21 protein-coding genes and 1 pseudogene are annotated in these 24,686 nt (G+C 70.1%); 14 read left to right on the forward strand and 8 right to left on the reverse strand.

Annotation, left to right across the window (positions count from 1 at the left end):
- Nucleotides 1–13: 13 nt before the first annotated feature.
- Complete coding sequence (locus ACFQU4_RS07355; protein WP_377488900.1) at nucleotides 14–604, reverse strand: TetR/AcrR family transcriptional regulator; 591 nt, start codon at nucleotides 602–604, stop codon at nucleotides 14–16.
- A gap of 111 nt (nucleotides 605–715) precedes the next feature.
- On the opposite strand from ACFQU4_RS07355, the gene ACFQU4_RS07360 reads away from it, so the two are divergent.
- On the forward strand, nucleotides 716–1,918 hold the full coding sequence (locus tag ACFQU4_RS07360) for an MFS transporter (protein WP_377488903.1): 1,203 nt from the start codon (nucleotides 716–718) through the stop codon (nucleotides 1,916–1,918).
- Here the strand turns inward: ACFQU4_RS07360 and ACFQU4_RS07365 are convergent.
- Nucleotides 1,857–4,943, reverse strand: coding sequence for a discoidin domain-containing protein (locus ACFQU4_RS07365; RefSeq protein ID WP_377488906.1), 3,087 nt, complete (start codon nucleotides 4,941–4,943; stop codon nucleotides 1,857–1,859). The genes ACFQU4_RS07360 and ACFQU4_RS07365 overlap by 62 nt on opposite strands.
- Nucleotides 4,944–5,011: 68 nt before the next feature.
- On the opposite strand from ACFQU4_RS07365, the gene ACFQU4_RS07370 reads away from it, so the two are divergent.
- The 4 genes from ACFQU4_RS07370 (at nucleotide 5,012) to ACFQU4_RS07385 (ending at nucleotide 9,224) form a co-directional block, all read left to right on the forward strand.
- Entirely contained in the window at nucleotides 5,012–5,878 is an 867-nt protein-coding gene (locus ACFQU4_RS07370) for an exodeoxyribonuclease III (RefSeq protein ID WP_377488909.1), read from the forward strand.
- Nucleotides 5,879–5,886: 8 nt separating this feature from the next.
- The gene (gene ligD, locus ACFQU4_RS07375) at nucleotides 5,887–6,843 is read left to right on the forward strand and encodes a non-homologous end-joining DNA ligase (protein WP_377490510.1); all 957 of its coding nucleotides are present in this window, start codon (nucleotides 5,887–5,889) and stop codon (nucleotides 6,841–6,843) included.
- Between the two features lie 311 nt (nucleotides 6,844–7,154).
- Nucleotides 7,155–7,601 (forward strand): DUF3592 domain-containing protein, encoded by a 447-nt coding sequence (locus tag ACFQU4_RS07380; RefSeq protein WP_377488912.1) that lies wholly within the window; start codon nucleotides 7,155–7,157, stop codon nucleotides 7,599–7,601.
- 120 nt (nucleotides 7,602–7,721) lie between these two features.
- Entirely contained in the window at nucleotides 7,722–9,224 is a 1,503-nt protein-coding gene (locus ACFQU4_RS07385; protein WP_377488915.1) for a DUF222 domain-containing protein, read from the forward strand.
- 98 nt (nucleotides 9,225–9,322) lie between these two features.
- Here the strand turns inward: ACFQU4_RS07385 and ACFQU4_RS07390 are convergent, their stop codons facing one another.
- Nucleotides 9,323–9,847 carry a hypothetical protein gene (locus ACFQU4_RS07390; RefSeq protein WP_377488918.1) on the reverse strand — a complete coding sequence of 175 codons (525 nt, stop codon included), beginning with the start codon at nucleotides 9,845–9,847 and terminating at the stop codon, nucleotides 9,323–9,325.
- 251 nt (nucleotides 9,848–10,098) lie between these two features.
- On the opposite strand from ACFQU4_RS07390, the gene ACFQU4_RS07395 reads away from it, so the two are divergent.
- The 3 genes and pseudogenes from ACFQU4_RS07395 to ACFQU4_RS07405 all read left to right on the forward strand — a co-directional run bounded on the left by ACFQU4_RS07395 (nucleotide 10,099) and on the right by ACFQU4_RS07405 (nucleotide 12,418).
- On the forward strand, nucleotides 10,099–10,887 hold the full coding sequence (locus ACFQU4_RS07395; RefSeq protein WP_377488921.1) for a hypothetical protein: 789 nt from the start codon (nucleotides 10,099–10,101) through the stop codon (nucleotides 10,885–10,887).
- A 230-nt stretch (nucleotides 10,888–11,117) separates the two neighbouring features.
- A pseudogene (locus ACFQU4_RS07400) lies at nucleotides 11,118–11,669 on the forward strand (MFS transporter); the annotation flags it as partial.
- A gap of 215 nt (nucleotides 11,670–11,884) precedes the next feature.
- Nucleotides 11,885–12,418 carry an MFS transporter gene (locus ACFQU4_RS07405; RefSeq protein ID WP_377488924.1) on the forward strand — a complete coding sequence of 178 codons (534 nt, stop codon included), beginning with the start codon at nucleotides 11,885–11,887 and terminating at the stop codon, nucleotides 12,416–12,418.
- Between the two features lie 21 nt (nucleotides 12,419–12,439).
- On the opposite strand, the gene ACFQU4_RS07410 is transcribed toward ACFQU4_RS07405, so the two are convergent.
- Genes ACFQU4_RS07410 through ACFQU4_RS07420 form a run of 3 tightly spaced genes read right to left on the reverse strand, consistent with a single transcriptional unit; the run spans nucleotide 12,440 to nucleotide 14,560 of the window.
- Nucleotides 12,440–13,669 (reverse strand): amidohydrolase family protein, encoded by a 1,230-nt coding sequence (locus tag ACFQU4_RS07410; protein ID WP_377488927.1) that lies wholly within the window; start codon nucleotides 13,667–13,669, stop codon nucleotides 12,440–12,442.
- Nucleotide 13,670: 1 nt separating this feature from the next.
- Nucleotides 13,671–14,045, reverse strand: a complete 375-nt coding sequence (locus ACFQU4_RS07415) for a YccF domain-containing protein (RefSeq protein ID WP_377488930.1) — start codon at nucleotides 14,043–14,045, stop codon at nucleotides 13,671–13,673.
- On the reverse strand, nucleotides 14,042–14,560 hold the full coding sequence (locus tag ACFQU4_RS07420; protein WP_377488933.1) for an O-acetyl-ADP-ribose deacetylase: 519 nt from the start codon (nucleotides 14,558–14,560) through the stop codon (nucleotides 14,042–14,044). The genes ACFQU4_RS07415 and ACFQU4_RS07420 overlap by 4 nt, the downstream gene beginning before the upstream one ends.
- Before the next feature lie 82 nt (nucleotides 14,561–14,642).
- Here ACFQU4_RS07420 and ACFQU4_RS07425 point away from each other — a divergent pair, with 82 nt between their 5' ends.
- From ACFQU4_RS07425 to ACFQU4_RS07450, 6 genes are all read left to right on the forward strand, one after another.
- A complete protein-coding gene (locus ACFQU4_RS07425) occupies nucleotides 14,643–15,689 on the forward strand; it encodes an ATP-binding cassette domain-containing protein (protein WP_377488936.1) in 1,047 nt (348 codons plus the stop codon).
- A complete protein-coding gene (locus ACFQU4_RS07430; protein ID WP_377488939.1) occupies nucleotides 15,689–16,510 on the forward strand; it encodes an ABC transporter permease in 822 nt (273 codons plus the stop codon). The genes ACFQU4_RS07425 and ACFQU4_RS07430 overlap by 1 nt, the downstream gene beginning before the upstream one ends.
- A gap of 2 nt (nucleotides 16,511–16,512) precedes the next feature.
- Complete coding sequence (locus tag ACFQU4_RS07435; protein WP_377488942.1) at nucleotides 16,513–17,304, forward strand: ABC transporter permease; 792 nt, start codon at nucleotides 16,513–16,515, stop codon at nucleotides 17,302–17,304.
- A gap of 90 nt (nucleotides 17,305–17,394) precedes the next feature.
- Nucleotides 17,395–19,383, forward strand: coding sequence for a MinD/ParA family protein (locus ACFQU4_RS07440; RefSeq protein WP_377488945.1), 1,989 nt, complete (start codon nucleotides 17,395–17,397; stop codon nucleotides 19,381–19,383).
- A gap of 102 nt (nucleotides 19,384–19,485) precedes the next feature.
- Nucleotides 19,486–22,854 (forward strand): phosphodiester glycosidase family protein, encoded by a 3,369-nt coding sequence (locus ACFQU4_RS07445; RefSeq protein ID WP_377488948.1) that lies wholly within the window; start codon nucleotides 19,486–19,488, stop codon nucleotides 22,852–22,854.
- 54 nt (nucleotides 22,855–22,908) lie between these two features.
- Entirely contained in the window at nucleotides 22,909–23,697 is a 789-nt protein-coding gene (locus ACFQU4_RS07450) for a DeoR/GlpR family DNA-binding transcription regulator (RefSeq protein WP_377488951.1), read from the forward strand.
- Between the two features lie 30 nt (nucleotides 23,698–23,727).
- Here the strand turns inward: ACFQU4_RS07450 and ACFQU4_RS07455 are convergent, their stop codons facing one another.
- Both ACFQU4_RS07455 and ACFQU4_RS07460 read right to left on the reverse strand, forming a co-directional pair.
- Nucleotides 23,728–24,351 carry a C39 family peptidase gene (locus tag ACFQU4_RS07455; protein ID WP_377488954.1) on the reverse strand — a complete coding sequence of 208 codons (624 nt, stop codon included), beginning with the start codon at nucleotides 24,349–24,351 and terminating at the stop codon, nucleotides 23,728–23,730.
- 71 nt (nucleotides 24,352–24,422) lie between these two features.
- Nucleotides 24,423–24,641, reverse strand: coding sequence for a hypothetical protein (locus ACFQU4_RS07460; RefSeq protein ID WP_377488957.1), 219 nt, complete (start codon nucleotides 24,639–24,641; stop codon nucleotides 24,423–24,425).
- Nucleotides 24,642–24,686 lie beyond the last annotated feature (45 nt).

Here is a 24,686-nt window from a genome sequence, read left to right on the forward strand (position 1 = left end):
TTGACGGGTCCGGTCAGCCTCGGCCGAGGAGGTTGATCGCGCGCTCGACGGAAGCCCGGAGGTCCGCCGTGCTGTGCCCCGCCCGGGACCGGAGCCGCCAGCCGAGGATGAGGGTGAAGAGCAGGTCGGTGAGCGCGTCCGGATCCGTACCGGACGGGAGTTCTCCGCCGTCGCGCATCCGGGTCAGCAGCTCGGCGAGGCCGGTGCGGGTGAGCTCGAAGGAACCCTCGGTGCGCCGGGAGACCTCCGGGTCCGTGGCCCCCAGCTCCGCGGCCGTGTTCACGACGAAACAACCGACCGGTTCGGCTGCGCCGTCGTCGCCTCCGATCGCGACGGCGGTCACCGTCTGGACGAGTCCGGCCAGGGTCGGGGTCGCATCGTGGAATCGCCGGCACCCGTCGGTGCTCTCGGTCTCCCGGTAGTGGTCGAGGGCGCGCAGGAAGAGCCGGTGCTTGTCGCCGAACGTGCGGTAGAGGCTGCTCGGGTTGAGTTCCAGCACTTCGCCCAGATCGCGGGTGCTGGTGGCGTGATAGCCCCGGCGCCAGAACACCTCGGTGGCCCGGTCGACCGCCGTCTCCTCGTCGAATCCACGTGGCCTGGCCATGGCGTCCCTCTTCTCCTTCTGCCCGCCTCCCGTTGTGGAGCGGGCGCTCCCAATGCTAGCGTGGAGATTTGGGAGCGAACGTTCCCAAATGCATGAACGGAGGAGTCGAGCGTGGAACGGGAACACTGGGGCGCGGTCTGGATGGCGATGATCGGCGTGTTCGTCGTGGTGGTGGCGGAGCAGTTGCCGATCGGGCTGCTGATCCAGATCAGTCCCGCGTTGAACGTCACCGAGGGAGCGGCCGGGCTCAGCGTGACGGTGCCGAGCGTGATCGCCGGTGTTGCGGCGCTGGTGGTGCCGGTGCTGGCCGGCCGACTGGACCGCCGGGTGCTGCTGGTCGCGCTGATGGTCCTGATGGCGGCCGCGAACGTCGTGTCCTGGCTGGCTCCGACGTTCGAGGTCCTGCTGTTGTCGCGGGTGTTCGTGGGGATCGGGATCGGCGGGTTCTGGGCGATCGGCGGCGGCCTCGCCGTTCGCCTGGTGTCGGCGGCGAACGTGCCCAAGGCGACCGCGATCATCTTCGCCGGGGTCGCCGCGGCCAACGTGCTCGGCGTACCGCTGGGCACGATCCTGGGCACCCGGCTGGGCTGGCGGCTGGCCTTCGCCGCGCTGGCGGTGGCCGCCCTGGTCTCCGTGGTCTGCCTGATCGCGGCGCTGCCGCCGCTCTCCGCTGCGACGCCGGTCCGTCCCCGGCTGCTGTTCGGCCAACTCGGGAACCGGGTCGTGCTGGTGGGACTGATCGCGACCTTGTTCGGCGTCGCGGGCCACTTCGCGGCGTTCACCTTTGTGGGCCCGGTCGTGCGCGACCTCATCGGGCTGCCCGCATCCGCCGTCGGCCCCGTCCTGTTGATCTACGGTCTCCTCGGACTGGGCGGGAACTTCGCCGCCGGCGCGCTGCTGCGGCGCAGCGTTACCGGAGTCGTGATCGGCATCCTGGCCGTGATCACGATCGCGCTGGGGCTGCTTCCGGCCGTCGGCCTGCAGCCGATCTCCGGGCTGCTGCTGCTCCTGCTCTGGGGCCTGTTCTTCGGTGGCCTCTCGGTCAGCATGCAGACCTGGATGATCAAGGCCGCGCCCACCGCCGTCGAGGCCGCGACGTCCTGGTGGGTCGGCGTCTGGAACCTCTCCATCGGGATTGGTGCCCTGGTCGGCGGCGCCGCCATCGACCGCTTCTCGCTGTCGTCGACGCTCTGGATCGCGGCGCTGCTGACCCTGGTGGCGGTCCTGTTGGTGGCCGTCGCTCGCTGGGCTCCTACTCTCGGCGCCGGACCTCGAGCTCGGTCAGCGAGGCAGCACCCGGTGGCCACTCCTTGATCAACAGCGACACGTAGCGCGCGGTCTCGCCGGGCGCGAACGGGCGCCAGGTGACGCCGTCGGCGGAGACTTGGCGCTCGGTCGCCGGGACCTGGCCCCGGGACCAATGGGACGTGACGTCGCCGAGTTCATGATCATCGCCGAGGTTGATCACGATCCGGCGCTGGGCGGCGCCGGGCGTCCAGGCCGTCCCCGGGTCGCCGTCGACGGCCCGGTCCGGGTCGGACATCCCGGCCGGCAGCGGAGATCCCGGGTAGGTGAGCCTGCCCCTGGCCAGGTCGGTGACGGGGGTCCGCGGTCCTTCGGTGAAGTCGATCATGCGCGTCTTCCCGGCCGGTACGTCGACGGTGCGCGTCTCGCCGGTCGCCGTGGCCGCGAGCTCGACCCGGGCGGTACGGTCGCCGGGGTTGCGGACCTCGACGCGGCGCGAGTCGGCGACCGTGATCACCAGCCCCTCGGCCCGGTCGGAACGCACCCGGAACCGGGCCGGCTCCACCGCCGCCGAAGCCGCCGCGAGCTCGACCGCGTAGTCGAGGCCGGAGCCGGTGATCGTCTGCCTTCCCCGGTACGCCAGCCGGGTGGCACCGGACTGCGGAACCCGGAGCGTGGCCCCGACCGGTGCGCCGGACAGGTTGAACAGGGACAGCCGGTCACCGTTCAACGCGGCGCGGAGCGCGGCCGGGCCGCCGGACGGTTGCGGTTCGGCGGCCCGCTTGGCGGTCTCGGCCGGGCTCTGCGGGCCGTACCCGCGGATGATCAACTGCGACGCCTGCGCGGCCGGGCCGTGGGACAGCGCAAGATCATTCCCGGCCACGGCGATCGGGCTGTCCGAGCCGCGGACCACGAAGCCGGCCCTGCCGTCCAGGTTCACCCAGTCGCCCGCGACCTCGGTGAACTCCGGCACCTCGGCCACCGTGCTCCAGGTCGTGCCGTCGGTGGAGGCCTCGATCCGGTAGTTGAACGGCCAGGCGTCCTCCTGCCAGTTGATCTTGACCCGGTCCACCGGTGTCGGCGCGCCGAGGTCGACCGACCACCAACCCTTCATCGTCGGCCGTTCCTGTTCGCTGTTGCCCCAGCGAGTCTTCGGGTCGCCGTCGACCGCCTTCTCCGGGCTGCGATCGGCGTTGTAGCTGGTCGAGGCGGTCGCCGGCTTGCCCTGGGCCAGGTTGTCCGTGCCGCCGGGTCCGTACGCGCCGAACTCGTAGATCGAATAGCCCCACTGGGACTGCGCGGCGACGCCGACCATCCGCAGGTAGCGGGCCTCGGTCGCCGGGAAGTCGAGCGTCTCGGTGCCGCCGCGGCCGACCGTCGACGGCGGCAGCGTCACGGCGCCGTCGCGGCCGGTGAACGTGCGGTCCCCGTCCAGACCGGGCATCCCGGGCATCCGCTGGTTGAACAGCCGCAGATAGCCCTCGTCGTCGCCGGTTCCCGTGCTGGCGTAGGCGATCGAGCCGTCCGGCAGGGATGTGAACCCGGCATAGCCGTCGCCGCGGCGGATCACCGTGGCGGTCGCGTCGATCCCGTCCGTGATCTTGGTGTACGTCCGCGCGTTGGCCTGGTCCACCGCCGCGACGGAGGGCAGCAGCGACGGCGACGGACCGATCAGGTTGATCAAATAGTCGTCGTGGCCGGGCAGGTAGCCGAACTTCACGAACCCCGGCCGCAGCGTGGGCAGGGCCAGCGCGGACCCGGTGCGGTGCGCCAGGTAGCCGGGCCTGGTTCCGAAGTCGGTCACTCCCGCGGCCCGCCGGTCGTACTCGGCCTGGCTGACCGGCTCGACGTCGCCGGCCAGCCGGTCCCGCCAGTAGTGCAGCAGGTACGCGTAGCCGACCTCGGCCCGGGCCTCGGTCTCGTACTGCAGGCCGGTGGTCTTGATCAGCCGGCCGGCCGGTTCGACGGCGGCATAGGGGACCAGCGCGTCGGCGATCATGCGTTCGGCGCGGGCCGCCATCGGGTCGCCGTTGATCATGGCCCGCGCGGTGACCGGCAGCAGGCTGCGCCCGTACAGGTGGGCCCGGTCGCCGATCATGAACTCGGCCGGAACCCCCTGCCGGGTGCCCAGCCGGTGCAGGGTCGCCCACAGCTCGTCGGCGTTGGGCATGATCAACTGGCTGTCCGGGACCGGCCGGCCGGCGATCAGGAAGTGCGGCACGTTGCGGCCGGGGTAGGAGCCGATCGACTGCTGGTACATGCCGTTCCAGCTGCCGTGGTTCTCCGAGGTGTAACTGTCGAAGACGTTCTGGGCCGAGTTCCAGTCGGCGATCGGCCGGTTGTCGATCTTGGTCGGGTTGAACCGGTCGCTGACCGGCAGCCCGGACATGTTCAGGGTCCACCGGGTCAGCCACTCGCGCCACTTCGGCGCGCTCGGGTCGTCGGGCAGGTAGGCGTCGGCGGCGGACAGGTTCATCGTCCGGGCGCCCATCTCCTCCAGCTTGGTGTCGGAGACGTAGCCGCCGGTCAGGCCGTTGGTGCTGCCGCCCTCCCGGGCCGGGTCGGTGGGGTTCGCACCGGCGTCGGCCAGGTAGTTCGCCTCGCCGCGGGTGATCACGTCGATGCCGGTCCGGGTCTGTTGATCAAGGTCGGCCCAGAGCAGCCGGGCCGCGTCGACCAGGTAGGCCTCGGCGGTGGCGTCCCAGTAGATCTTGGCGCCCCAGCTGCCGGCCGGGTCGACGAACCGGTTCCGGGCCGTCCAGTAACTGATCGAGGAGACCGTACGGGCGCGCAGGGTGGCCTCGTCGATCCCGGCCGCCGCCGCGTCGTAGTCGCCGAACTCGAGCAGCACCGCGTTGCCGACCAGTCCCTCGACGCCGGAGTACGCGCCGGCCTGCTCGTCCCAGAGCGTCTGCAGGAACGGGGTATTGCGGAGCAGCAGTCCGTAATAGACCTTGGCCAGGTCGTCCTCGGAGCCGGGAGTCTCGGCCCCGGCGGCCGGCGCCCGGGAGCCGAACCAGCCGGCGATCAGGGCCAGCGCGATCAGCCAGCAGACGATCATGGAACGTGCTCGGTGCGGGCGAGCGGAGGGCATGGCGGTCTCCCCGGACAGCGATGTCTTCAGGACGTTTGCACGGAGACGATACCGGCTACGGTGGGGGAGTGCGGATCGTCACCTGGAATGTGAACTCGGTCAAGCAGCGGATGCCGCGGCTCCTGCCGTGGCTGGACGAGCGCCGGCCGGACGTGGTCTGTCTGCAGGAGACCAAGCTCGCCGACGACGCCTTCCGGGCCCTGCTCGACACCGAGCTGGCCGATCGCGGCTACCAGGTCGCGGTGAACGGCGAGACCCAGTGGAACGGGGTCGCGATCCTGTCCCGGGTCGGTCTGGACGACGTGGTCCTCGGCATCCCGGACGGGCCGGGTTTCCCGCACCAGGAGGCCCGGGCGATCGCCGCCACCTGCGACGGGGTACGGATCCACGGCGTCTACGTACCGAACGGGCGGGAGCCGGACTCCGACCACTACCGCTACAAGCTGGACTGGCTGGCCGCGCTGCGCCGGCAGGTCGAGAGCGGGCCGGAGGCGCGGATCGTCTGCGGTGACATGAACATCGCCCCGACCGACGCCGACGTGTTCGACCCGGACGCGTACGTCGGGCAGACCCACGTCACCGATCCGGAACGGGCCGCGCTGGCCGACCTGCAGTCGATCGGGCTGCACGACGTGGTGCGGGACCGCTGGCCGACCGAGCGGGTGTTCAGCTACTGGGACTACCGGGCCGGGATGTTCCACCAGGACCTCGGCATGCGGATCGACCTGGTGCTCGCGTCGGACCCGGTCGCGGCTCGGGTGAAGGCGGCCTGGATCGACCGGAAGGCACGGAAGGGTACCGGTCCGAGTGATCATGCCCCGGTGATCGTTGATCTTGACACGGCGCCGGACGGCGATCTCGGCCCGGTGGTGCCGCCGCCGTCCGCCCCGGCGGCCCGGCGCGGCACCAAGAAGCTTCCACAGGCGAAGAAGTAGGGGTGATCATGGCGGCGGAGGAGGAGCGCGACGGGGTCGGGCTGACCAATCTCGACCAGCAGCTGTTCACCGGCGCCGACGCGACCAAGCGGGACCTGATCGACTACCTCGACGCCGGCCGGGACCGCATCCTGCCCGGCCTCCGGGACCGGCCGCTGTCGGTGATCCGGGTTCGGCCTGGCCAGCAGCCGTTCATGCAGAAGAACGTGCCGAAGTACACGCCGGAGTGGGTCGAGACCGTGACCGTCTGGGCGGAGTCGTCGCACCGGGACGTCTCGTACGCGCTCTGCAACGATCGGCGCACCCTGATCTGGTTCGGCAACCAGCGGGCGGTCGAGTACCACCCGACCTTGATCACGATGGCGGAGCCGGAGCGGCAGACGTACCTGATCATGGACCTCGACCCGCCCGAGGGCGCCGGCTTCGACGTCGTGATCAAGACCGCCCACGTGGTCCGACAGGCGCTGGACGACCTCGGCCTGGCCTCCGCCGTCAAGACCAGCGGCTCGAAGGGCGTCCACATCATGGTGCCGCTGGACGGCTCGGCCTCGATCGAGGACGTCGCTGCGGCCACCCGGGCCGTCGCCGGCCGGGCCGAGAAGCTCGATCCGGACCTGGCCACGACCGCCTACATCAAGGAAGATCGCGGCGGCAAGGTCTTCCTGGACTCCACCCGAGCCGGCGGCGCCACCATCGTCGCCGCCTACAGCCCCCGGGTCCGCCCCGGCACCCCCGTGTCCTTCCCGGTCCCTTGGGATGATCTTGACGACGTGACCCCCTCGGACTTCACCGTGAAATCGGCGCTCAAGATCACCGGCGATCCGTGGGTCGAGCTGATGCCCGCTGAGCAGGCCTTGCCTGCTGAGCTGATCGCTGAGGGGCATGAGATTCCGGTGGCGCGGGTGCAGGCTATGCATGAGGGGAAGAGGCGTAAGCGGGCGCGCGAAGCGAAGCGTGACGACTGAGGCTTGTCTTCGGGAGGGTGAGGGGGCATCTCGCTGGGACTGGTGGGGTCTGTGCGCGGACAACCATCCGCCCGCGATGGTCTGGGTGCCGCTGCCGCAGTACTGCGATGCGGGCTCCCGCCAGGCCCATCCACGTCCGCGCACAGACCCCACCAGTCCCAGCTTTCCTTGTGTAGCGCACAGTCGGGGGTTTTGGTCCAAGCCGGGCGGGGCTCTGGTCTTTCCGGCTGCCAGGCCGAGCGCTGGGTGGAGTCTTCGCGGTGAAGTGAATTCGCGTTTGGCCGGGGCGGTTGCACGAGGCGGTGATCGGGATGTTCTCGATCGAGTACGTCAGCTCGACCACGGCTACCACCGGGACCGTGATCGCCAACACCGCCGAGGAAGGCTGCTACCGGACCCAGGACCGGCGAACTACCTGCTCGACCCAATACCATCCGGTTGTCGAGATCACCGCGGCATCGGGTGAGAGAATCCGGTTCACCTCCGAAGTCGGCTCGGACCCGGCGCGCTACGGCACCGGCGACTCCGTCCCGGTTCGCTACCGGCCGCACGATCCTCACGACGCAACCATCGACGGGTTCGTCGAGCTCTGGATGCTGCCAACGATCGTCGGCGGGATCGGCCTCGTCTTCCTCGCGGTCGGAATCGGCCTCCCGATCAGCCAGTTCCGGCAACCGCGAAAGCACGAGGCTGTTGAGGACACCGACGTTCCGACCTGGGGCCTGGACCGTGGCTCGCGCAGCTCTGAGTCCGAGTGATCATGTATTGATCAACTCGGCGGCGACGCGGGAGGCCAAGTCGGACGGGATGCCGAAGCCGATCCCGACGATTCCCCTTGTTTGTAGCGGATGTCAGCACTCCTTGTTAGAATCGTATCTATGTTCGAATCATTGGCCTCGAGGGTAGTCGGATACGGAACCGACGACATCCTCAAAGCCGCCGCCGAGGCGGTGCGGGCCAAGCGGGTAGCCGAGAACGAGCTGCTGGCCTGGACCGCCGCGTGGGCGGATGCGAACTCTGCCGATTCGATTCATCCCGACGAGTTGAAACTGCCGGGCGGGCCGTGCGGGGTGCGGCCGGGTGGTGAGGGGACGCCGGAGGTGAATGATCTTGCTTTGGAGGAGTTGGCGGTCAAGATCAAGAAGAGTGACTACGCGTGCTCTCGGTTCGTCGGTGAGGTCCTCGATCTGCGGCACCGACTGCCGCTGATTTGGGAGAAGGTGATGCTGTGTGAGGTCGAGGGCTGGCAGGCCCGCGGCATCGCCCGCCAAACCCACCACCTCACTCTTGATCAAGCCAGGCAGGTCGACGAATCCCTCGCCGGTGTTGCCGGACATGTCGGGCAGCAGAAGCTGCAGCACCAGACCGAAGCAGCCATCGCTCGAGTCGACGGTCCCCGGATGGAGCGGGAGGCGGCGGAGCGGAAGAAACAGCTCGGGGTGTGGCTGGGCCAGACAACTGACGAAGGGCTGAAGGCGATGTTCGCCCGGCTCGAACCAGCCGACGCGATCCGGCTCTACGGCAGAGTGCAGGAACTCGCCGATGCTCTCCCCGCCGATGACCGGTCGGCGGATGAACGGCGCGCCGCCGGACTGGCCTTACTGGCCAACGAATTCGAGGCGACCCGGGTGCTGGCCGAGCATCGCCAGCCCGACCTGTTCGACGATGAGTTCACCGCGGCGATTCAGCCGATCATTGGAGCGGAGGACGAGCCGATCGAGGAATCCGAGGTTCACCCGTCGTTGCGGGACGCACCGGTCAGGATCATCGATTCCGACGCGGACGACTTCAGGGCTGCGGTGTTCAAGGCTGCCGTGGAACGGATCGCGGCAAAGCTGGATCCGGCGCGCTTGGTCCCCACCTCAACCCTCGTCGTCCACATCGCCGCCGAAACCCTCGAAGGCGAGACCGGGATCTGCCGGGTCCCCGGCATCGGCCCCACCCTCAAAGGCGTGATCAAGGACTGGCTCGGTCATGATCGGGTGAAGGTCGTGCCGGTGATCAACCTCAACGACACCCCGGCCGCCGTCGACGACTACCAGATCCCCGACCGGCACAAGCGATATCTGCGCTACGCCCGGCCCGGATCGAGGTTCCCCTGGTCGACCGCGACCGGGCGCATCGAGTTTGATCACACCCAGCCCTACCAAACCGGCGGCCCACCGGGTCAGACCGACATCGACAAGCTCACCCCATTCTCCAAACGGGAGCATCGGGCGGTCACCTTTGGAGGGTGGCAGCGGCGACAACCCGAGCCGGACACGATGATCTTCAAATCACCCCACGGCGACCTCCAGATCACCAACTACTCCGGCACCTTTGATCTTGGTCACGGCACCTTCGCGCACGCGATCTGGAACGCCGCCTGCCCGAACCCATGACCCGACCCGTCGGCTGGAACTCCGGCGGGCTGCCGGCTCCCCATCCGACCTCGGTTCGTGCCTCGTCGACACCGGCCGCGCGCAGCGAGTTCGGAGCTTCACGCCCAGTTGAGGAGACCAACGATCTCGGTGGCAACCTCAGCCACAGTCCGACGTTCGGTGTTCAAGCGATGGGCCCAATCTGGTGTGGACCGGCTCAGGTCGGGGTCGTCGTTCAGTGCCGCCAGATTCGCGAGATGCCAGGCCAAGCCACTCGCGTGTTCACGGGCGGTTAGTCGGACCCTCGCCGTGTCGTCGTCGCAGGTCAAGAGCACGCCGACGCGTCGAACCTCACCCGGGCCGGCCATCAGGCCAACGAGGCGGTCGGCGTTCCGAATGCTCGCCCAATTCGAGTAGATGAGGCGACGACACCCGAAGTTCCGATAGTTGCCCCACAGGGCCCTGAAGTTCTGGTCGAACAGATCCGGCGGAGCCTGTGGGAACAGCCGATCGAGCCAGTCGCCGTCCATCAGCGCGTGCCCAAGCCTGGCATGCTTCAGTTGAGCTGAGATCTCTTCCGCGACTGCCGATTTTCCAACGCCGGAACGGCCCGCGAGGAGCAGAAGATCAACGTCAGCACTCACGGACGCCCATCCTGTCGCAGCTCCGCTCATTGCCGCATCGGATTTGTGCGTCACGGCGGGGCCGTTTCTGGTTGATGGACGCCCGGGCTGAACCGCGACGTCTACCGCGACGTCCAAATTGTGCGGCGATCGGCCGCCTGACCGGCCAGAGTTGAGCCATGGGAGATGTCAGCGAACGGCTCTGGAAGAAGCTGCCGGACGGAAGTCGAGCGGCCCTTCTTCACGATCTGAGCCAGTCCGAACTGCGCTCCGTGCTGCTGGACGTGAGCCGTGCCCGCGCGGCCGAGGTCACGGCGGCGCGGCTCCTGCAGCGGTGGCAGCAGGACCGGTTTGTGCGTCCGTCGACCGCGGATCCGCGGCAACTCGTGCGGACCCAGCAGCGGCTGTGGGAACGGCTGCCGTCGACATTCGCCGGGGTGGAGCTCTCACCGGTCACCCCTCTCGGCACGTCGTCCGCCGTCGCGCCCATCAACCAGGACCAGGTGGTCAGCACAACCCGAGGCACCGAGGTCGCCAGCGACCCGACCAACGAGCTAGCGATCGAGGCCGCCGTACGCCGGCGCGCCGGTCAGGACCGGGTGGATCTGGCCGCTTGCCAGCGGGTGGTGCGGGCGCAGCGCTTCGACGGTCCGGGCCTGGTTGCCCATTTCCAGCTGTTCGTACTCGTTTCGAGTGCGCGGGATGCGGGTTCCGGCCGAACCGAGGCCGCGATGCTGATCGATCACCTGCGGTACTGGCGCGACGTGTTGGGGCCAAAGGCCGAGCTGGCATTCACGACCTTCACCACGTCGGCGGTACGGGAACGGATCGACGACACGGTCCGACCAGCGCTCGGATTCGATCTCATCGAGGACACCGAACGGACCTCAAGCGCGACCTACTACTCCGGCACGGCATTAGGCATCGGCTGCGACGGAAACGGTCTCGGCGACGGCGGCTTCACTTCCTGGACCGCGGACCTGCTCGGCGACCGGAAGGAGCGCTGCCTGACCTCGTGTGTCTCGACCGAGCGGCTGACCCAGATCGGTCCGCTGATCTGAGCGTCGCCACGGGCTGATCACAAACGGCCGACTCGGAACCCGGCTGGCTGGGCGGCTCGGCCGTCTGGTCAGGCCGGCCAGGGGTGCTCTGGTGGTACACCTCACCGCAGGATCTCCCGGATCCGGCTCGGACACGGTTGAATCCGACCGTGACCAGTGCGACGGCCTCCGGCCCGGGGATCGGCGCGCCGAATGCGCCCAGGGCGCGAGTCGTGATCGCTGTCGCGTCGATGGGGTTCTTTCTGATCACCCTGGATATCTCGATCGTCAACGTCGCCTTGGCCCAGATCCGTGTCGAGCTGGGCGGCGGCACCACCGTGCAGCAATGGATCATCGACGGCTACACCCTTCCGTTCGCCGCGCTGCTGCTGTTCGCCGGCAATCTCGCCGACCGGATCGGCGCCAAACGGGCCTTCGCTCTCGGCGTCGCGCTCTTCGCTCTGGCCTCCGCCGGCTGCGGCGCCGCGCCGACCGCCGGCTGGTTGATCGCCAGCCGGGCCGTGCAGGGCGCGGCCGCGGCGATCATGTTACCTGCGTCGATGTCGCTGATCCGAGAAGCGTTCCCCGACCCGTCCCGCCGCGCCCGTGCCCTCGGTGTCTGGGCTGTTGGCGGCGCAGTGGCCGGGCTGCTCGGCCAGCCCCTCGGCGGAGCCCTCACCATGATCGACTGGCGCTGGGTCTTCACCATCAACCTGCCCGTCTGCGCGGCCATGCTCGCCCTGCTGCTGGTCGTGGCCCGGTCCCCGACCCGGCCCGCACGGTTCGACTACGCCGGCCAACTGCTCGCCCTGATCACGCTCTCGGCCCTGATCTACGGACTCATCGACGGCGGACACCGTGGCTTCACTACCCCGCCCGTCCTGGCCAGCCTGGCCGTGGCTGTCGCCGCAGCAACCGGGTTTCTGATCGTCCAGGCCCGGGGCCGGCACCCGATGATGCCCTTGGACCTGTTCGCCCCCGCGGTCTGCGGATCGCGCTGCCGGTCGGGTTCGCGTTCATGGCCGGCAACTTCGGCAATGTCTTCGTCGTCAGCCTCTATCTCCAGCAACACCTCGGCCTGCCGCCCGCCCAGGCCGGGCTGGCGTTCCTGCCGTCCGCGTTGTTCGCGATCGCCGGCAACCTGGCCAGCGGTCCCGTGACCAACCGCTTCGGTGCCCGCGTTCCGGTCGTGGCCGGCCTGCTGTCCATGACGGTCGGGCTGCTCGCGCTCGTGATCACCGCGCCTCTCGCTCAGCCCGTGATCACGACGCTCTGTCTGATCCCGATCGGCGCCGGCGGCTCACTGGCCATGCCATCCGTGACCAGCGTCGTGCTCGAAGGCGTACCCGCTGAACGTTCCGGCACCGCGAGCGCGGTCTTCAACACCTTCCGCCAGGTCGGCGGCGCGGTCGCCATCGCCGTCTTCGGCTCCATGATCACCAAACCCGACCAGTTCGTCACCGGAATGCAGACCAGCCTCACCATCGCCGCCGCCTGCCTCCTGGCCAGCGCCCTCATCAGCCTCGGCATCCAACCCCGACACCACCGCTGAGCGCGCCGCGTCGGCGGGCGATCATGGCCGGGCGGTGTGAGGCACGCGGTCGAGCGGGACGCCGCCCTTCCAGACGGCACTGATCTCCCGCGTCGCCGTGATGTCGAGGGTCGGGTCGCCCTCGACGAGGAGCAGGTCGGCGCGGCGGCCCGGCTCGATTCGGCCCCGGTCCGTGAGTTCGTACGCATCGGCCGGAGCAGCCGTGGCCGCGGTCAGCGCGGCGGCGGGGGACAGGCCCGCGTCGACCAGGGCGGCCAGTTCGCCGTGCAGGGTGAAGCCGTGGACGGAGCGGCCGGTGGCGGCGTCGGTGCCGGCCAGGATCGGTACGCCCGCCTGGTGCAGGGCGGCGGTGGCGGCGAAGGCGTGCCGGTGGCTGACGCCGGCGGGCGGCGTCATCGTGTAGTCGTGTTCCGGGTCCGGGATGATCGAGGACCGGGCACGGTCGTCGAGGTAGGGGGCGAGGCTCGGGTGGTCGAGGTAGCCGAGCTCGCGGCGGACGCCGGTGTAGACCTCGTACACGGACAGGGTGGGCGTGACGAAGATTCCGGCGGCGGCGGCCCGGTCGGCGAAGTCGGCGGCCGGCGGCTGGTCGACGAAGAGGTGGGCCAGGCCGTCGACGCCGGCCTCGATCGCCAGGTCGGCGTCGGCCCGGGTGGACACATGCGCGACGGTACGCAGCCCGGCGGCGTGGGCGGCCTCGACCAGGGCCCGGACGACCTCCGGCGACAGGTGCGGCGACGCGATCCCGAAGGTACTGCCGTCCTCCAGGATGATCTTGAGATAGTCGGAGCCCTCGGCCACCCGGTCGGCGACGAAGGACTCCACCTGATCAAGGCCGGCCAGGGTCGGGAACTCCGGGTAGATGCCCCACTGGACGAGCTGGCTCGGATGCCCGCCGGGAGCCGTCGCGCCGACCCCGGCGGACCGGAGGTCGGCGTGATCGTCCCGGTCCCGGACGGCGTTGCGGAGGTCGGCGAGCAGCTCCGGCGTGCAGAACAGGTCGAGCTCCGTGGTCACGCCGAAGATCAGGGCGGTGGCGAGATCGGAGGCGGCCGTGACGTGGGTGTGGGCGTCGATCAGGCCGGGCAGCAGAGTGCCGCCCGCTCCGTCCGCGACGGGCGTCCCGGCCGGCGCGGCGAGCGCGTGACCGAGGCGGTCGATCCGTCCGTCGGTGATCAGCACCGAGTCCGCACCGACGACCCGGGTGCCGTCGAAGATCCGTACGTTCGTGATCACCAGGTCCGCAGCCATCTCACTCCTTTGCGACGATTTCCTTGCCCAGGGGTACGAGGCAGATGCCGATCATCTTGAAGTTGGCGACGCCGAGCGGGATCCCGACGATCGTGATGCACAGCAGCACGCCGGTGATCACGTGCAGCAGGGCCATCCACCAGCCGGCGACGACCAGCCAGATCACGTTGCCGATCATGGTCAGGCAGCCGCTCTTCGGCTTGTTGATCACCTCGCGGCCGAACGGCCAGGCGGCGTAGTTGGCCAGCCGGAACGAGGCGATGCCCCACGGGATGGTGACGATCAGGATGCAGCAGATCACTCCGGCGATCATGTACCCGAGGAACAGCCACACGCCCGACAGCACGAACCAGATCACGTTCAAGATCGTCTTCATGGTGACTCCTCTTCTGCAGCGGTACGAAACGCCTGATAGCTGTCCTCGCCGTACAGCACGAAGATGATCTTCTCGACCGAGGTCGCGGCCGACCGGACGGCACGTAGGGCGGTCCGGGCCGCGGCCTCCTTCGGCCAGGAGTAGAGCCCGGTCGAGATGGCCGGGAACGCGATCGAGGTGGCGCCGAGCTCGTCCGCCACCGCCAGCGACGACGTGTAGCAGGCCGCGAGCAGCGACGTCCGGTCCTCCCGCAGCGAGTGCACCGGGCCGACGGTGTGGATCACCCAGCGGGCCGGCAGCCGGCCCGCCGTCGTCGCCACGGCCTCGCCGACGGGCAGCCCGTGCGGATACCGAGTGGCCCGGATCTCCTTGCAGGCTTGCAGAATCTCGGGCCCGCCGGCGCGATGGATCGCACCGTCGACCCCGGCCCCGCCGAACAGGGAGGAGTTCGCGGCGTTGACCAGTGCGTCCGCCAGCACCTCGGTGAGGTCGCCCTGCCGGATCTCGATCGCCACGTCGCCGACTATAGGAGAACGCGGATCGCCGCCGTGGAATTCTCCTGGCTAATCCGGGTACCGCGGCCTAAGGTCCAGGGTCATGCCGGGTACCGAGATCGTTCGCACCGAGGAGCTGACCCGGGTGTTCCGCCGGGCGGTGAAGCCGCCGGGCCTGGCCGGAGCCGCGCGGCACCTGTTCCGGCCGCGGTACGAGACGGTGACCGCGGTGGACCGGATCTCGCTGCGGGTCGAGCCGGGCGAGTCGGTCGCCTACGTCGGGCCGAACGGTGCCGGCAAGTCGACCACGATCAAGCTGCTCACCGGGATCCTGGTGCCGTCGTCGGGCACCGTGTCGGTCTGCGGGCTGCGGCCGCACGCCGACCGGCAGCGCAACGCCCGCAACATCAGCGTCGTCTTCGGACAGCGCACCCAGCTGTGGTGGGACATCCCGGTGGCCGAGTCGTTGCGGCTGCTCGGCGACATCTACCAGGTGCCGGAGGCCGACTTCCGGGCCACGATGGCGGACCTGGTCGATGTGCTCGACCTCGGCCCGCTGCTCACCGTTCCGGCCCGGCAGTTGTCGCTCGGGCAGCGGATGCGCTGCGACCTCGGCGCCGCGCTGGTGCACCGGCCGGAGGTGCTGTTCCTGGACGAGCCGACGATCGGGCTGGACGTCGCGGTGAAGGCGCGGCTGCGCGAGTTCATCCGGTTGATGCAGGACCGGCACGGGCTGACCGTGCTGCTCACCTCGCACGACCTCGGCGACATCGAGGAGCTCTGCCGCCGGATGATCATGATCGACAAGGGCCGGATCGTCTACGACGGCCCGTACAACGAGATCACGGCGCGATTCGGTTGGGAGAAGAAGATCGCGGTCACGCTGAGCGAGGAGGTGCCGGACGCCGAGGTCCGGATCGGCGCCGCCCTGGACCGGGTCGGCGCCGCGGTGTCCTCCCCGGACCCGGGCACCTACGAGGTGACCTTCGACGGCCGGCGGGCCACCCCGGGCGAGGTGATCCGGGAGCTGACCGGCGCGGTGCCGGTGAACGACCTCGCCATCGAGGAGACCAGCGCCGAGACAATCATCCGACGCCTGTACGAGGGCGAACTGACCTTCGACGCCGACGAGCCGCCGCGGGCCTCCTGATGAGCACCTGGACGGGGCGCACCAAGCCGATCAACAAGTACCGCTCGCTGGCCCAGATGTCGCTGCAGCAGGCGATCGCGTACCGCAGGACCACGGTGATCAACATCCTGCTCACCTTCATCTGGGTCTTCGTCCTCTACTTCCTCTGGCGGGCCGCCTACTCCGGCCGGCCGGCGATCCAGGGCTACAGCTGGGACGAGATGCGGACCTACATCGTGCTGGCGTTCGGCATCAACGCGCTGGTCGGCTGGCGGGTCGGCAGTCAGATGATGGGAACGATCCGAACCGGCGAGGTGCTCCGGGAGATGGTTCGGCCGCTCAACTACTGCGGCACCCAGCTCGCCCGGGCGGCCGGATTCGCCGTCGTGGAAGGGATCCTGAGCCTGGTCCTGACGCTCTTCATCGGGCTGGTGCTGCTCCGGTTCCAGCCCCCGGTGTCCCCGCTGGCCGCGGTCCTGTTCGCGGTCTCGGTGCTGATCGGGTTCGTCACCAAGGCCTTGATCATCTTCCTGGTCTCCTTGATCACCTTCTGGACGCTGTCCGGGCTGGGCGTGATGTGGTCCCAGGACGCGGTGATCCAGATCCTCTCCGGCACCATCGTCCCGCTGGCCCTGATGCCCGGCTGGCTCCGGGTGGTGGCCGAGGTGCTGCCGATGCGCGGCATCGTGTCGACCCCGGTCACCCTCTATCTGGGCAAGGCCGAGGGTTCCGAGATCGTGCTGCTGCTCGGGCTGCAGGTGCTCTGGCTGGTGCTGCTCTGGGTGTTCGCGAACCTGGCCTGGCGGAAGGCGTTCACCGTGGTCGACATCCAGGGCGGCTGATCATGACCCGATCGGTACGGCTGTACTTCCGGCTGATCCTGCTCCAGCTGCGGACGGCGATGGAGTACCGCGGCGACTTCTGGATCGCGATCCTCGGCGCGCTGCTGCAACAGGCGGTCGGGCTGATCTTCCTGATCACGTTCTTCGGCGTGGTGCCGTCGCTCGGCGGCTGGTCGGTCTGGAACGTCGCCGTCCTGCACGGAATGATCTTGACCTCCCTCGGCCTCACCGAGATGTTCGCCGAGGGCGCCTGGCGGCTCCGGATCGACGTCAACTCCGGCAGCTTCGACCGGGTGCTGGTCCGGCCGCTCCGGCCGGCCCTGCAACAGCTGTCCTCGACCGCGTCGATCCACGGGCTCGGCGACGCCGGACTGGGGGTCGCGATGCTGATCACCGGGCTGGTCGGGTCCGGCCTGGTGTGGCACTGGTGGACCGTGCCGGTGCTGATCATGGCCGGACTGTCCGGCACCGTGATCTGTGCCGCGGTGAACCTGATCACCAACCTGCCGGTGTTCTGGGAGCCGGCGGCGCAGAGCGCGTTCCCGACGATGGTGTCGCGGATGCGGGACTTCGCGAAGTTCCCGCTGACCATCTATCCGGGACCGCTGCGGATCGTCGTGATGGTGATCCCGTACGCGTTCGTCAGCTACTTCCCGGCACTGCTGGTGCTCGGCCGGGGCGGCCCGGAACGCTGGCTCGGGCTGGCCACGCCAGTGGTCGCCGCGCTGACTGTTCTGGCGGCGGCGGGACTGTGGCGGATCGCGCTGAATCGGTATCAAGGGGTGGGCCATTGACGAAACCAGCACCCTGTCGCGTGCATTGTCCGTCGGAACCAGCACAATTGAGCCCATATCCAAGCCCGCGGGAGCGAGGAGGGACCGACGATGAGCGAGCGGAACCAGGATCCGACCCCATCCACCGAACCGGTGTTGCATGCCGTCGTCCGTGCTGACGGCACGGCGGCGGTGACGGTGGACGGTGTCACCCAGGAGATCCGGGCCGCCGACGAGGACTCGGTACGCCAGCAGATCCTCGAGCGGGCCCGGCAACGGGCGGTCATCGCCGGGCATCCGGTCCGGCTGACGACGTCCGAGCCGGCCGGCCGCTGGTGGCTGATCGTGCACGCGAACGGCCAGGTGTTCGAGGACCGGTCGGTCCGGGAGGCGGATCCGTACGCGACGCCGCAGCCCCCGGTCCAGCAGCCTCCGGTCCAGCAGCCGCCGGTGCCGCCGCCGGCGCAGCAGTTCCCGGACCAGCCGCCGTTCCAGCAGGAGCCGTTCCGGCCCGATCCGTTCGGCCAGGATCCGTACCGGCCGGACCAGTACCAGCAGCCGCCGGCGTACCAGCAGCAGCCGCCGCAACCGGCCCCGGCCCCGCCGCCCGCGCCAGAACGGACGGCACCGAGCGACAGTGATTCGACGCCGTGGTCGGCCGCGATCGACGAGTCGGACGACGACGAGCCGGCCGCCTCGGAACCGGCCCGGCACCACGAGTGGACCCCGGAGCGCCGCTCGGTCGGCGCGCTGGTCAACCTGAGCCCGACCCACCCCAGCGACTATCCGGCGCCGGCCTCGCGGTCCGAACAGCCGGCCGCGGAGCCGTCGCCGCCGGCCCGGCCCGCGCCGCAGCCCAGCGGGTCCGACCGGCCGGGTCCGTCGGCTCCCGTACCGCAGCAGCAGGCGCCCGCCCAGGCGCCGAACTGGCCGCCGTCGGCGCCGGAGCAGCAGCCGCCGGCCTACGTCCAGCCGGCCGCGCCGCCCGCTCCGCAGCAGCCTCCCGCCCAGCAGCAGCCTGCCCAGCAGCAGCAGCCGCCGGCCGCCGCGCAGGCCAACGTGCCGCCGGGAGCGTCGGACGCCGACCTGGACGACGACCAGCGGCGCCACGAGCCGCCGCCGTCGGACGTGCTCGAGGTTCAGCCGCCCGGCGAGGAGCCGTTCCGCAAGCCGACCCTGGAGGATCTGCTGGAGACCCGGCCGAAGCCGAAGCCGGGACCGGCGGAGTGGGGCGTCCGCGGCGCGCTGCGGAAGGTGACGTTCGGCGCGGTCAAGTTCCGGCCGTCGTCGGCCGAGATGCAGCACCGGATGGACGTGTCCGCGATCCAGCGCTCGCTGTCCGGACCGAAGACGGTCGCCGTCGTGAACCCGAAGGGCGGCGCCTCCAAGACGACCACCTGCTATCTGATCGGGGCGACGTTCGGGCTCTATCGCGGCGGCTACACGCTGGCCTGGGACAACAACGAGACCCGCGGCACCCTCGGCTGGCGGTCCATCCCGGCCCGGCACACCAACACCGCGGTCGACCTGCTGGCCGACATCGAACGGTTCCAGGCGGTGGACCGGGCCCGGGTCGGCGACCTGGACAACTATGTCCGGACCCAGGGCACGGCCCAGTTCGACGTCCTCGCCTCCGACGAGGACGCGGCCCGCTCGGCCACCCTGGACGGCGAGGCCTTCGACCAGCTGCACCAGACGCTGTCCCGGTTCTACCGCTTGTTGATCATCGACACCGGCAACAACATGCGCGCCTCCAACTGGATCGCGGCGGTCGAGGCCGCCGACCTGCTGGTGATCAGCAGCAGCGTGCGGGAGGACACGGCGAGTTCCGCGGCCTGGCTGATCGACGGCCTGCGGGCCCGCGGCCTGGAGCACAAGGTGGAATCGGCGGTCACCGTCCTCTCGGCGCCGGCCCGGGAACCGGAGGAGGGACTGTCCCGCCGGCTCCATGATCATTTCGGTCGGCTGACCCGCGCCGTGCTCGACGTACCGCACGACCCGGCCCTGGTGGACGGCGGGACGATCGAGATCGAGAAGCTGCATCCGGAGACCCGGGAGGCCTGGGTGCACGTCACCGCGGCGATCGCCGACGGGCTCTGACCCCCAAAGCGGGTCAAGAATTAACCCGCAGTTCAGCGCAGCCCGGCAAAGACTGGCAAAGTGATGCCAGTCTGAGCGCGGACGTACTCGCTGAGGGGGATCATGACGCGTCGCCGCCTGGCCGCTGTTGCGGCCGTGTTGACCGGACTGTGCCTGACGGCCGTGGGAGGACTGGCGACGAGTGGCCTCGCGGCCGCCGAGTCGCCCGCCGCGCCCGACCTATCCGGAGGTGACTCCGCTTTGTTGCGGGACCGGTCGGTCCGGGTCGCGCCCGGCCTCAACCTGACCTCGTTCCAGCGCCTGCAGCCGGGCGGCTGGGTGACCGGCTCGGTGCTCAGCGCCGACCTGTCGGTGCCGACCCTCGAGCTGGACGTCGAGGACGGCGGCGACGTGGCCGGCTCGCCCGCGCCGGTCAGCGAGTTCGCCGAGCAGAGCGACGCCGGTGCGAAGGGCCGCACGGTCGCCGCCGTGAACGGCGACTACTTCGACCTGAACCGGTCTGACGCCCCGGTCGGCACCAACATCTCGCCCACCGACGGGCTGCGGACCGCCGGCGCCGACCCGCGGCAGGCGTTCACGCTGAAGAACGGCAAGGCTGCGGTACGGGAGCTGATGTCGGCCGCGACGGTACGGATCGACGGCACCACCGAGCAGCTCCGGTCGGTCAACTCACCCAGCTTCGCGAAGAACTCGATCGGCCTGTTCAACCAGGTCTGGGGCGACTTCCCGGTCGGCCGGCTGCTCGACGCCGACGAGCCGGTACGGATCGTGACGATCGTGGCCGGCCAGGTGACCGGCAACTCGACCGACCGGGCCCTGCTCGGCGGGCCCCTCGACCTGCCCGAGGGCGGCTCGGCCCTGGTCGCCCGCGGCACGGCGGCCGAGCGGCTGGCCGGAGCCGAGGTCGGCGACGCCGCCGAGCTCACGGTGCAGGCCAGCGCGGACGTCGACCTCGCGGTCGGCGGTGATCAACGACTGCTCACCGACGGCGAGCCGACCGACCAGGACCAGGTCGCGGCGGCCCGGACCGCGGTCGGGGTGAGCAAGGACGGCAGTCGGCTGATCGTGGTCAGCATCGACGGCCGGCAGGGCGACGCGCACGGGATGACGATCGCCGAGCTGACCCGGTTCATGATCGAACTCGGGGCCTGGAACGCCGTCAATCTCGACGGCGGCGGGTCGTCGACCCTGGTGGCCCGACCGGCCGGGACGGAGGACCGTACCGTGATCAACAGGCCGTCCGACGGACGGGAACGCGCCGACGCGAACGCGCTGGTGTTCCGGTCCACCGCACCCGCTGAGCCGATCACCGACGTCGCGCTGCGGCCGGCGATCGAGCCCGCGCACGGACTGGGCCGGCCCGAGGCGTACGACCTGCTGCCCGGGCTGAGCCGGACCGTGTCCGGGACCGGGCTGGACGGCAACCTCGCCGCCGCCTCGGTCCAGGGGACCTTCCAGGCCCGGCCCACCGAAGTGATCACGCTGGCCGATCCGCGCGCCACCTCCGACGCGGTGGTTGTGGGCCGGGCCGCGGGCAGCGGCACGGTCCGGTTCCGGACCCGTACCGGCAGTGCCGAGGTCGCGCTCCGGGTGCACGGCCCGATGACCCGCCTGGAACCGTCGGACCCGATCGTCGCGCTGCCGGACGCGGAATCGACCGCGACGATCACCCTGACCGCCGTCGACGCCGACGGGCACCGGGTGCCGGTCGAGCCGCGCGACGTGAAGGTCGTCGCCGGCGACGGGGTCCGGGTCACGCCCGGCCCGTCCGGTGGGTTCATGATCACGCCGACCATCGAGACCGGCGCGGGCAAGATCACGTTCACCGTGCAGGGGCACCAGGTCACGGTGCCGGTCACCATCGGCTTCACCGAGACGGAGCTGGCCGACTTCGCCGACCCGTCCGCGTGGAAGGTGCAGACCGCCCGGGCCACCGGCACCCTGTCCGCCGCCACCGGACCGGAGGGCGGCCCGGCGCTCGGACTCGACTTCGACTTCACCCAGTCGACCGCGACCCGCGGCATGTACGCGGTGCCGGTGCAGCCGATCGCGGTCGGCGGTCAGCCGCAGGCCCTGACCCTGTGGATCAACGGCACCGGCAAGGGGGAGTGGCCACGGATCCAGGTCACCCGGGGCGACGGGACCTCGACCAACCTGGACGGCCCCAACATCGACTGGACCGGCTGGCGGCAGGTGCGGTTCCCGGTGCCGGCCGGCACCGCGTTCCCGCTGACCGTGACCGCGCTGCGGTTCATGGAGATCCGATCCGACGCCTCGTACACCGACCGGCTGGAGATCGCCGGCCTGGCCGCCCAGGTGCCGCCGGAGGTCGACCTGCCGGAGCCGGCCGTGCTGCGCGATCCGGTGATCATCAGCCAGGGCACGGTGGCCGGCCGCCCGCAGCGGATCGCCGTGATGAGCGACAGCCAGTTCGTCGGCCGCAACCCGGACAGCGACCTGGTTGCCGCCGCCCGGCGCACCCTGCGCGAGATCGTCGCCGCGAAGCCGGACCTGTTGGTGATCAACGGCGACTTCGTCGACGAGGCGGCCATGATCGACTTCGAGCTGGCGAAGCGGATCCTGGACGAGGAGATCGGCACCAAGTTGCCGTACGTCTACGTACCGGGGAACCACGAGATCATGGGTGGCCCGATCGGCAACTTCGAGTCGATCTTCGGGGCGTCATCGACCCATCGCGAGCTTGGTCCGACCAAGATCATCACACTGAACTCGAGCACCGGCACGCTGCACCCGGGCGGCAGCACCGAGCAGTTGCGGATGCTCGAGGCCCAGCTCGCCGACGCCGCGCAGGATCCCGAGATCACCGGCGTGCTGATCTTCCACCACCACCCGATCGACGACCCGCACCCGGACCAGGCGAGCCAGCTCGGCGACCGGCACGAGGCCGCCGCACTGGACCGGCTGCTGGCCCGCTTCCGTGCTGAGCAAGGGAAATCGGTGGCCTTGATCAACGGCCACGTCGGGACCTTCTACGCCGAGGCGTCCGGCGGCGTGTCCCGGCTGATCAACGGCAACTCCGGCAAGGGCCCGTCCGGGGCGCCGGACCGGGGCGGCTTCACCGGCTGGTCGCTGCTCGGCATCGACCCGGCGAAGGGCCCGGCCACCGGCAGTCATGATCGACTGGACTGGCTGCGGGTGGAGACCCGGGCCCGGGTGGACGACATCGACCTCACCGTGCCCGCCACCCTCGCGGTCGGCGAGACCGCCGCCGCCGGCGCCTCCATCGTTCAGGACGGCGACCGCCGGGTCCCGGTGGCCTGGCCGGTCAGCGCGACCTGGGGCGGGGCCGGGGTGTGGATCGGTGATCCCAAACAGCGCCGGCCGGACCCGGAGGCGATCGTCGCCTACGATCCGGGAACCGGCCGGCTGACCGCTCTCCGGCCCGGCCTGGCCGAGCTGGTGATCACCGTCAACGGCGTGACGGCGCGGGAGGCGATCTCCGTCGACTGACGGGGCGGGTCGCGACCTTGATCACGGAGGCGGCTCGTCACTGGGCCGGCACGGGTGCACCGGGGATCTCGTCGAGTGAGTAGTACACCGGGATGCCGCGGCCTTCGGCGATGGCGACGTCCTGGTCTGCGCCGCGACGGCCGCATCGTCGCGAAGGAGATCGCGGCCGAACTGGGCCTGTCCGAGGACAGCATCCGCCGCGATCTGCGCGAACTCGACGCCCAGGGCCTGGCCGTGCGCGTCTACGGCGGCGCGCTGCCCGCCTCGCCGGCCGTCGCTGACTATGCCGCCCGCGCCGCCGTCGCGCCGGAGAGCAAACAGCGTGTGGCCGCAGCGGCGGTCGCGCTGATCGAGCCCGGTTCCACCGTCATCCTCGACGGCGGAACTACGACCCTCGCGATGGCCCATGAACTCTCGAAGAGCTTCCGGGGAACGATCATCACGCACAGCCCGACCATCGCCGCGGCCCTGCTCGACCACGAGGCCGAGGTCTTCCTGATCGGCGGCCGGGTCTTCAAGCACTCCGCGGTCGCCTGCGGTGCCGTCGCCGTCGAGGCGGCCGGCCAAATCAGCGCCGACCTCTTCTTCCTCGGCGTCACCGGCATCCACCCCGCCGCCGGCCTGACCACCGGCGATGCCGAGGAGGCCGCCATGAAGCGTGCGCTGGCCGCACGCGCCGCAGCGACCTATGTCCTCGGCAGCGCCGAGAAGATCGGTACCGCTTCCCGCTACACCGTCTTCCCGCTCGACGCGGTCGCCGGGGTGATCACCGACAAGCCGAGGAACGCCCCGATGTCACGAACGTTGGCCAAGGCCGGCGCCACGCTCGTTCATGCCGGCTGACCCCGTCGGCACGGTGATCACCGGCAGCTACTAGCCCGCGTACCCGAAGTAGGTGAAGCGGTTGAGCTTGTTCCAGTCGACGATCTTCTGCTTGTCCCGCCAGACGCCGGCGCGGTTGGAGTTCGCGGGATCGGCGATCTTGTACTGCCGGTCCGAGTAGCCGACGATCGCGATGTAGTGCCCCGCATAGCGATTGCTGTCGACCTGGTTCATGTTGATCACGACGGGATGGCCCGCATTGATGCTGCTGCGGACCTTCGCCTGCAGGTCCCGGTAGAGGGTGCCGCTCGGGGCGATGCGGAACCGGTAGCGATAGGAGAGGCCGGTGTAGCCGAGCCGGCGGTTCAGCACCTTGGCGATCAGGTCCGGTTCCTTGAGCCCCATGTTCTCGCGGCTCGGGCCGTCGTAGGGGTGCAGGTTGAGGGACTTGGCCAGGCTGTTCTGGCTCGGGATGGCGTCGCCGCGGCGGAGCAAGGTCGTGCTGAGGGCGATCCGGGCGGACGCGGCCGAGCAGTACCAGCCGTTCGGCTGTTGTTGATAGCGGTAGGCGACGCCGCGGGAAGCGGCCTCTGCCTCGGCGACGCCGATGGTCAGGCCGATTCCGGCGGCGGCGCCACCGATGAGTAGGGATCGACGCGTCAGGTGATCTGGCATCCGAACCTCCGTTGTTGAGTGAGGGTATCGGCGCCATCCTTGCGGGCCCGGGGGTCGATCCAGGGGGATGATCAGGCAGGGCGTCCGGCGACGAGTTCCTTGATCGCCGCCTCGAACGTGTCGTCGAGCTCGAGTCCCGCGTTGGTGTACTCGAACTTGAGCCGGGCACGGACCTCGGATTCGGGACGGCCGAGGGCATTCGCCGTCGCGGTGCGGTGCGCCTGCGCACGCGCCTCAACCTGTTGGTCCTGCTGCCGGGCTCGGGCTTTCGCTTCGGACCGTTTGCTCATCGACTCACACTACGCCGCCCCGACGAATCCGGACCCGAACGGCTG

Source organism: Microlunatus sp. GCM10028923 (genome assembly GCF_042666975.1).
In the GTDB taxonomy this organism is placed as follows: domain Bacteria; phylum Actinomycetota; class Actinomycetes; order Propionibacteriales; family Propionibacteriaceae; genus Microlunatus.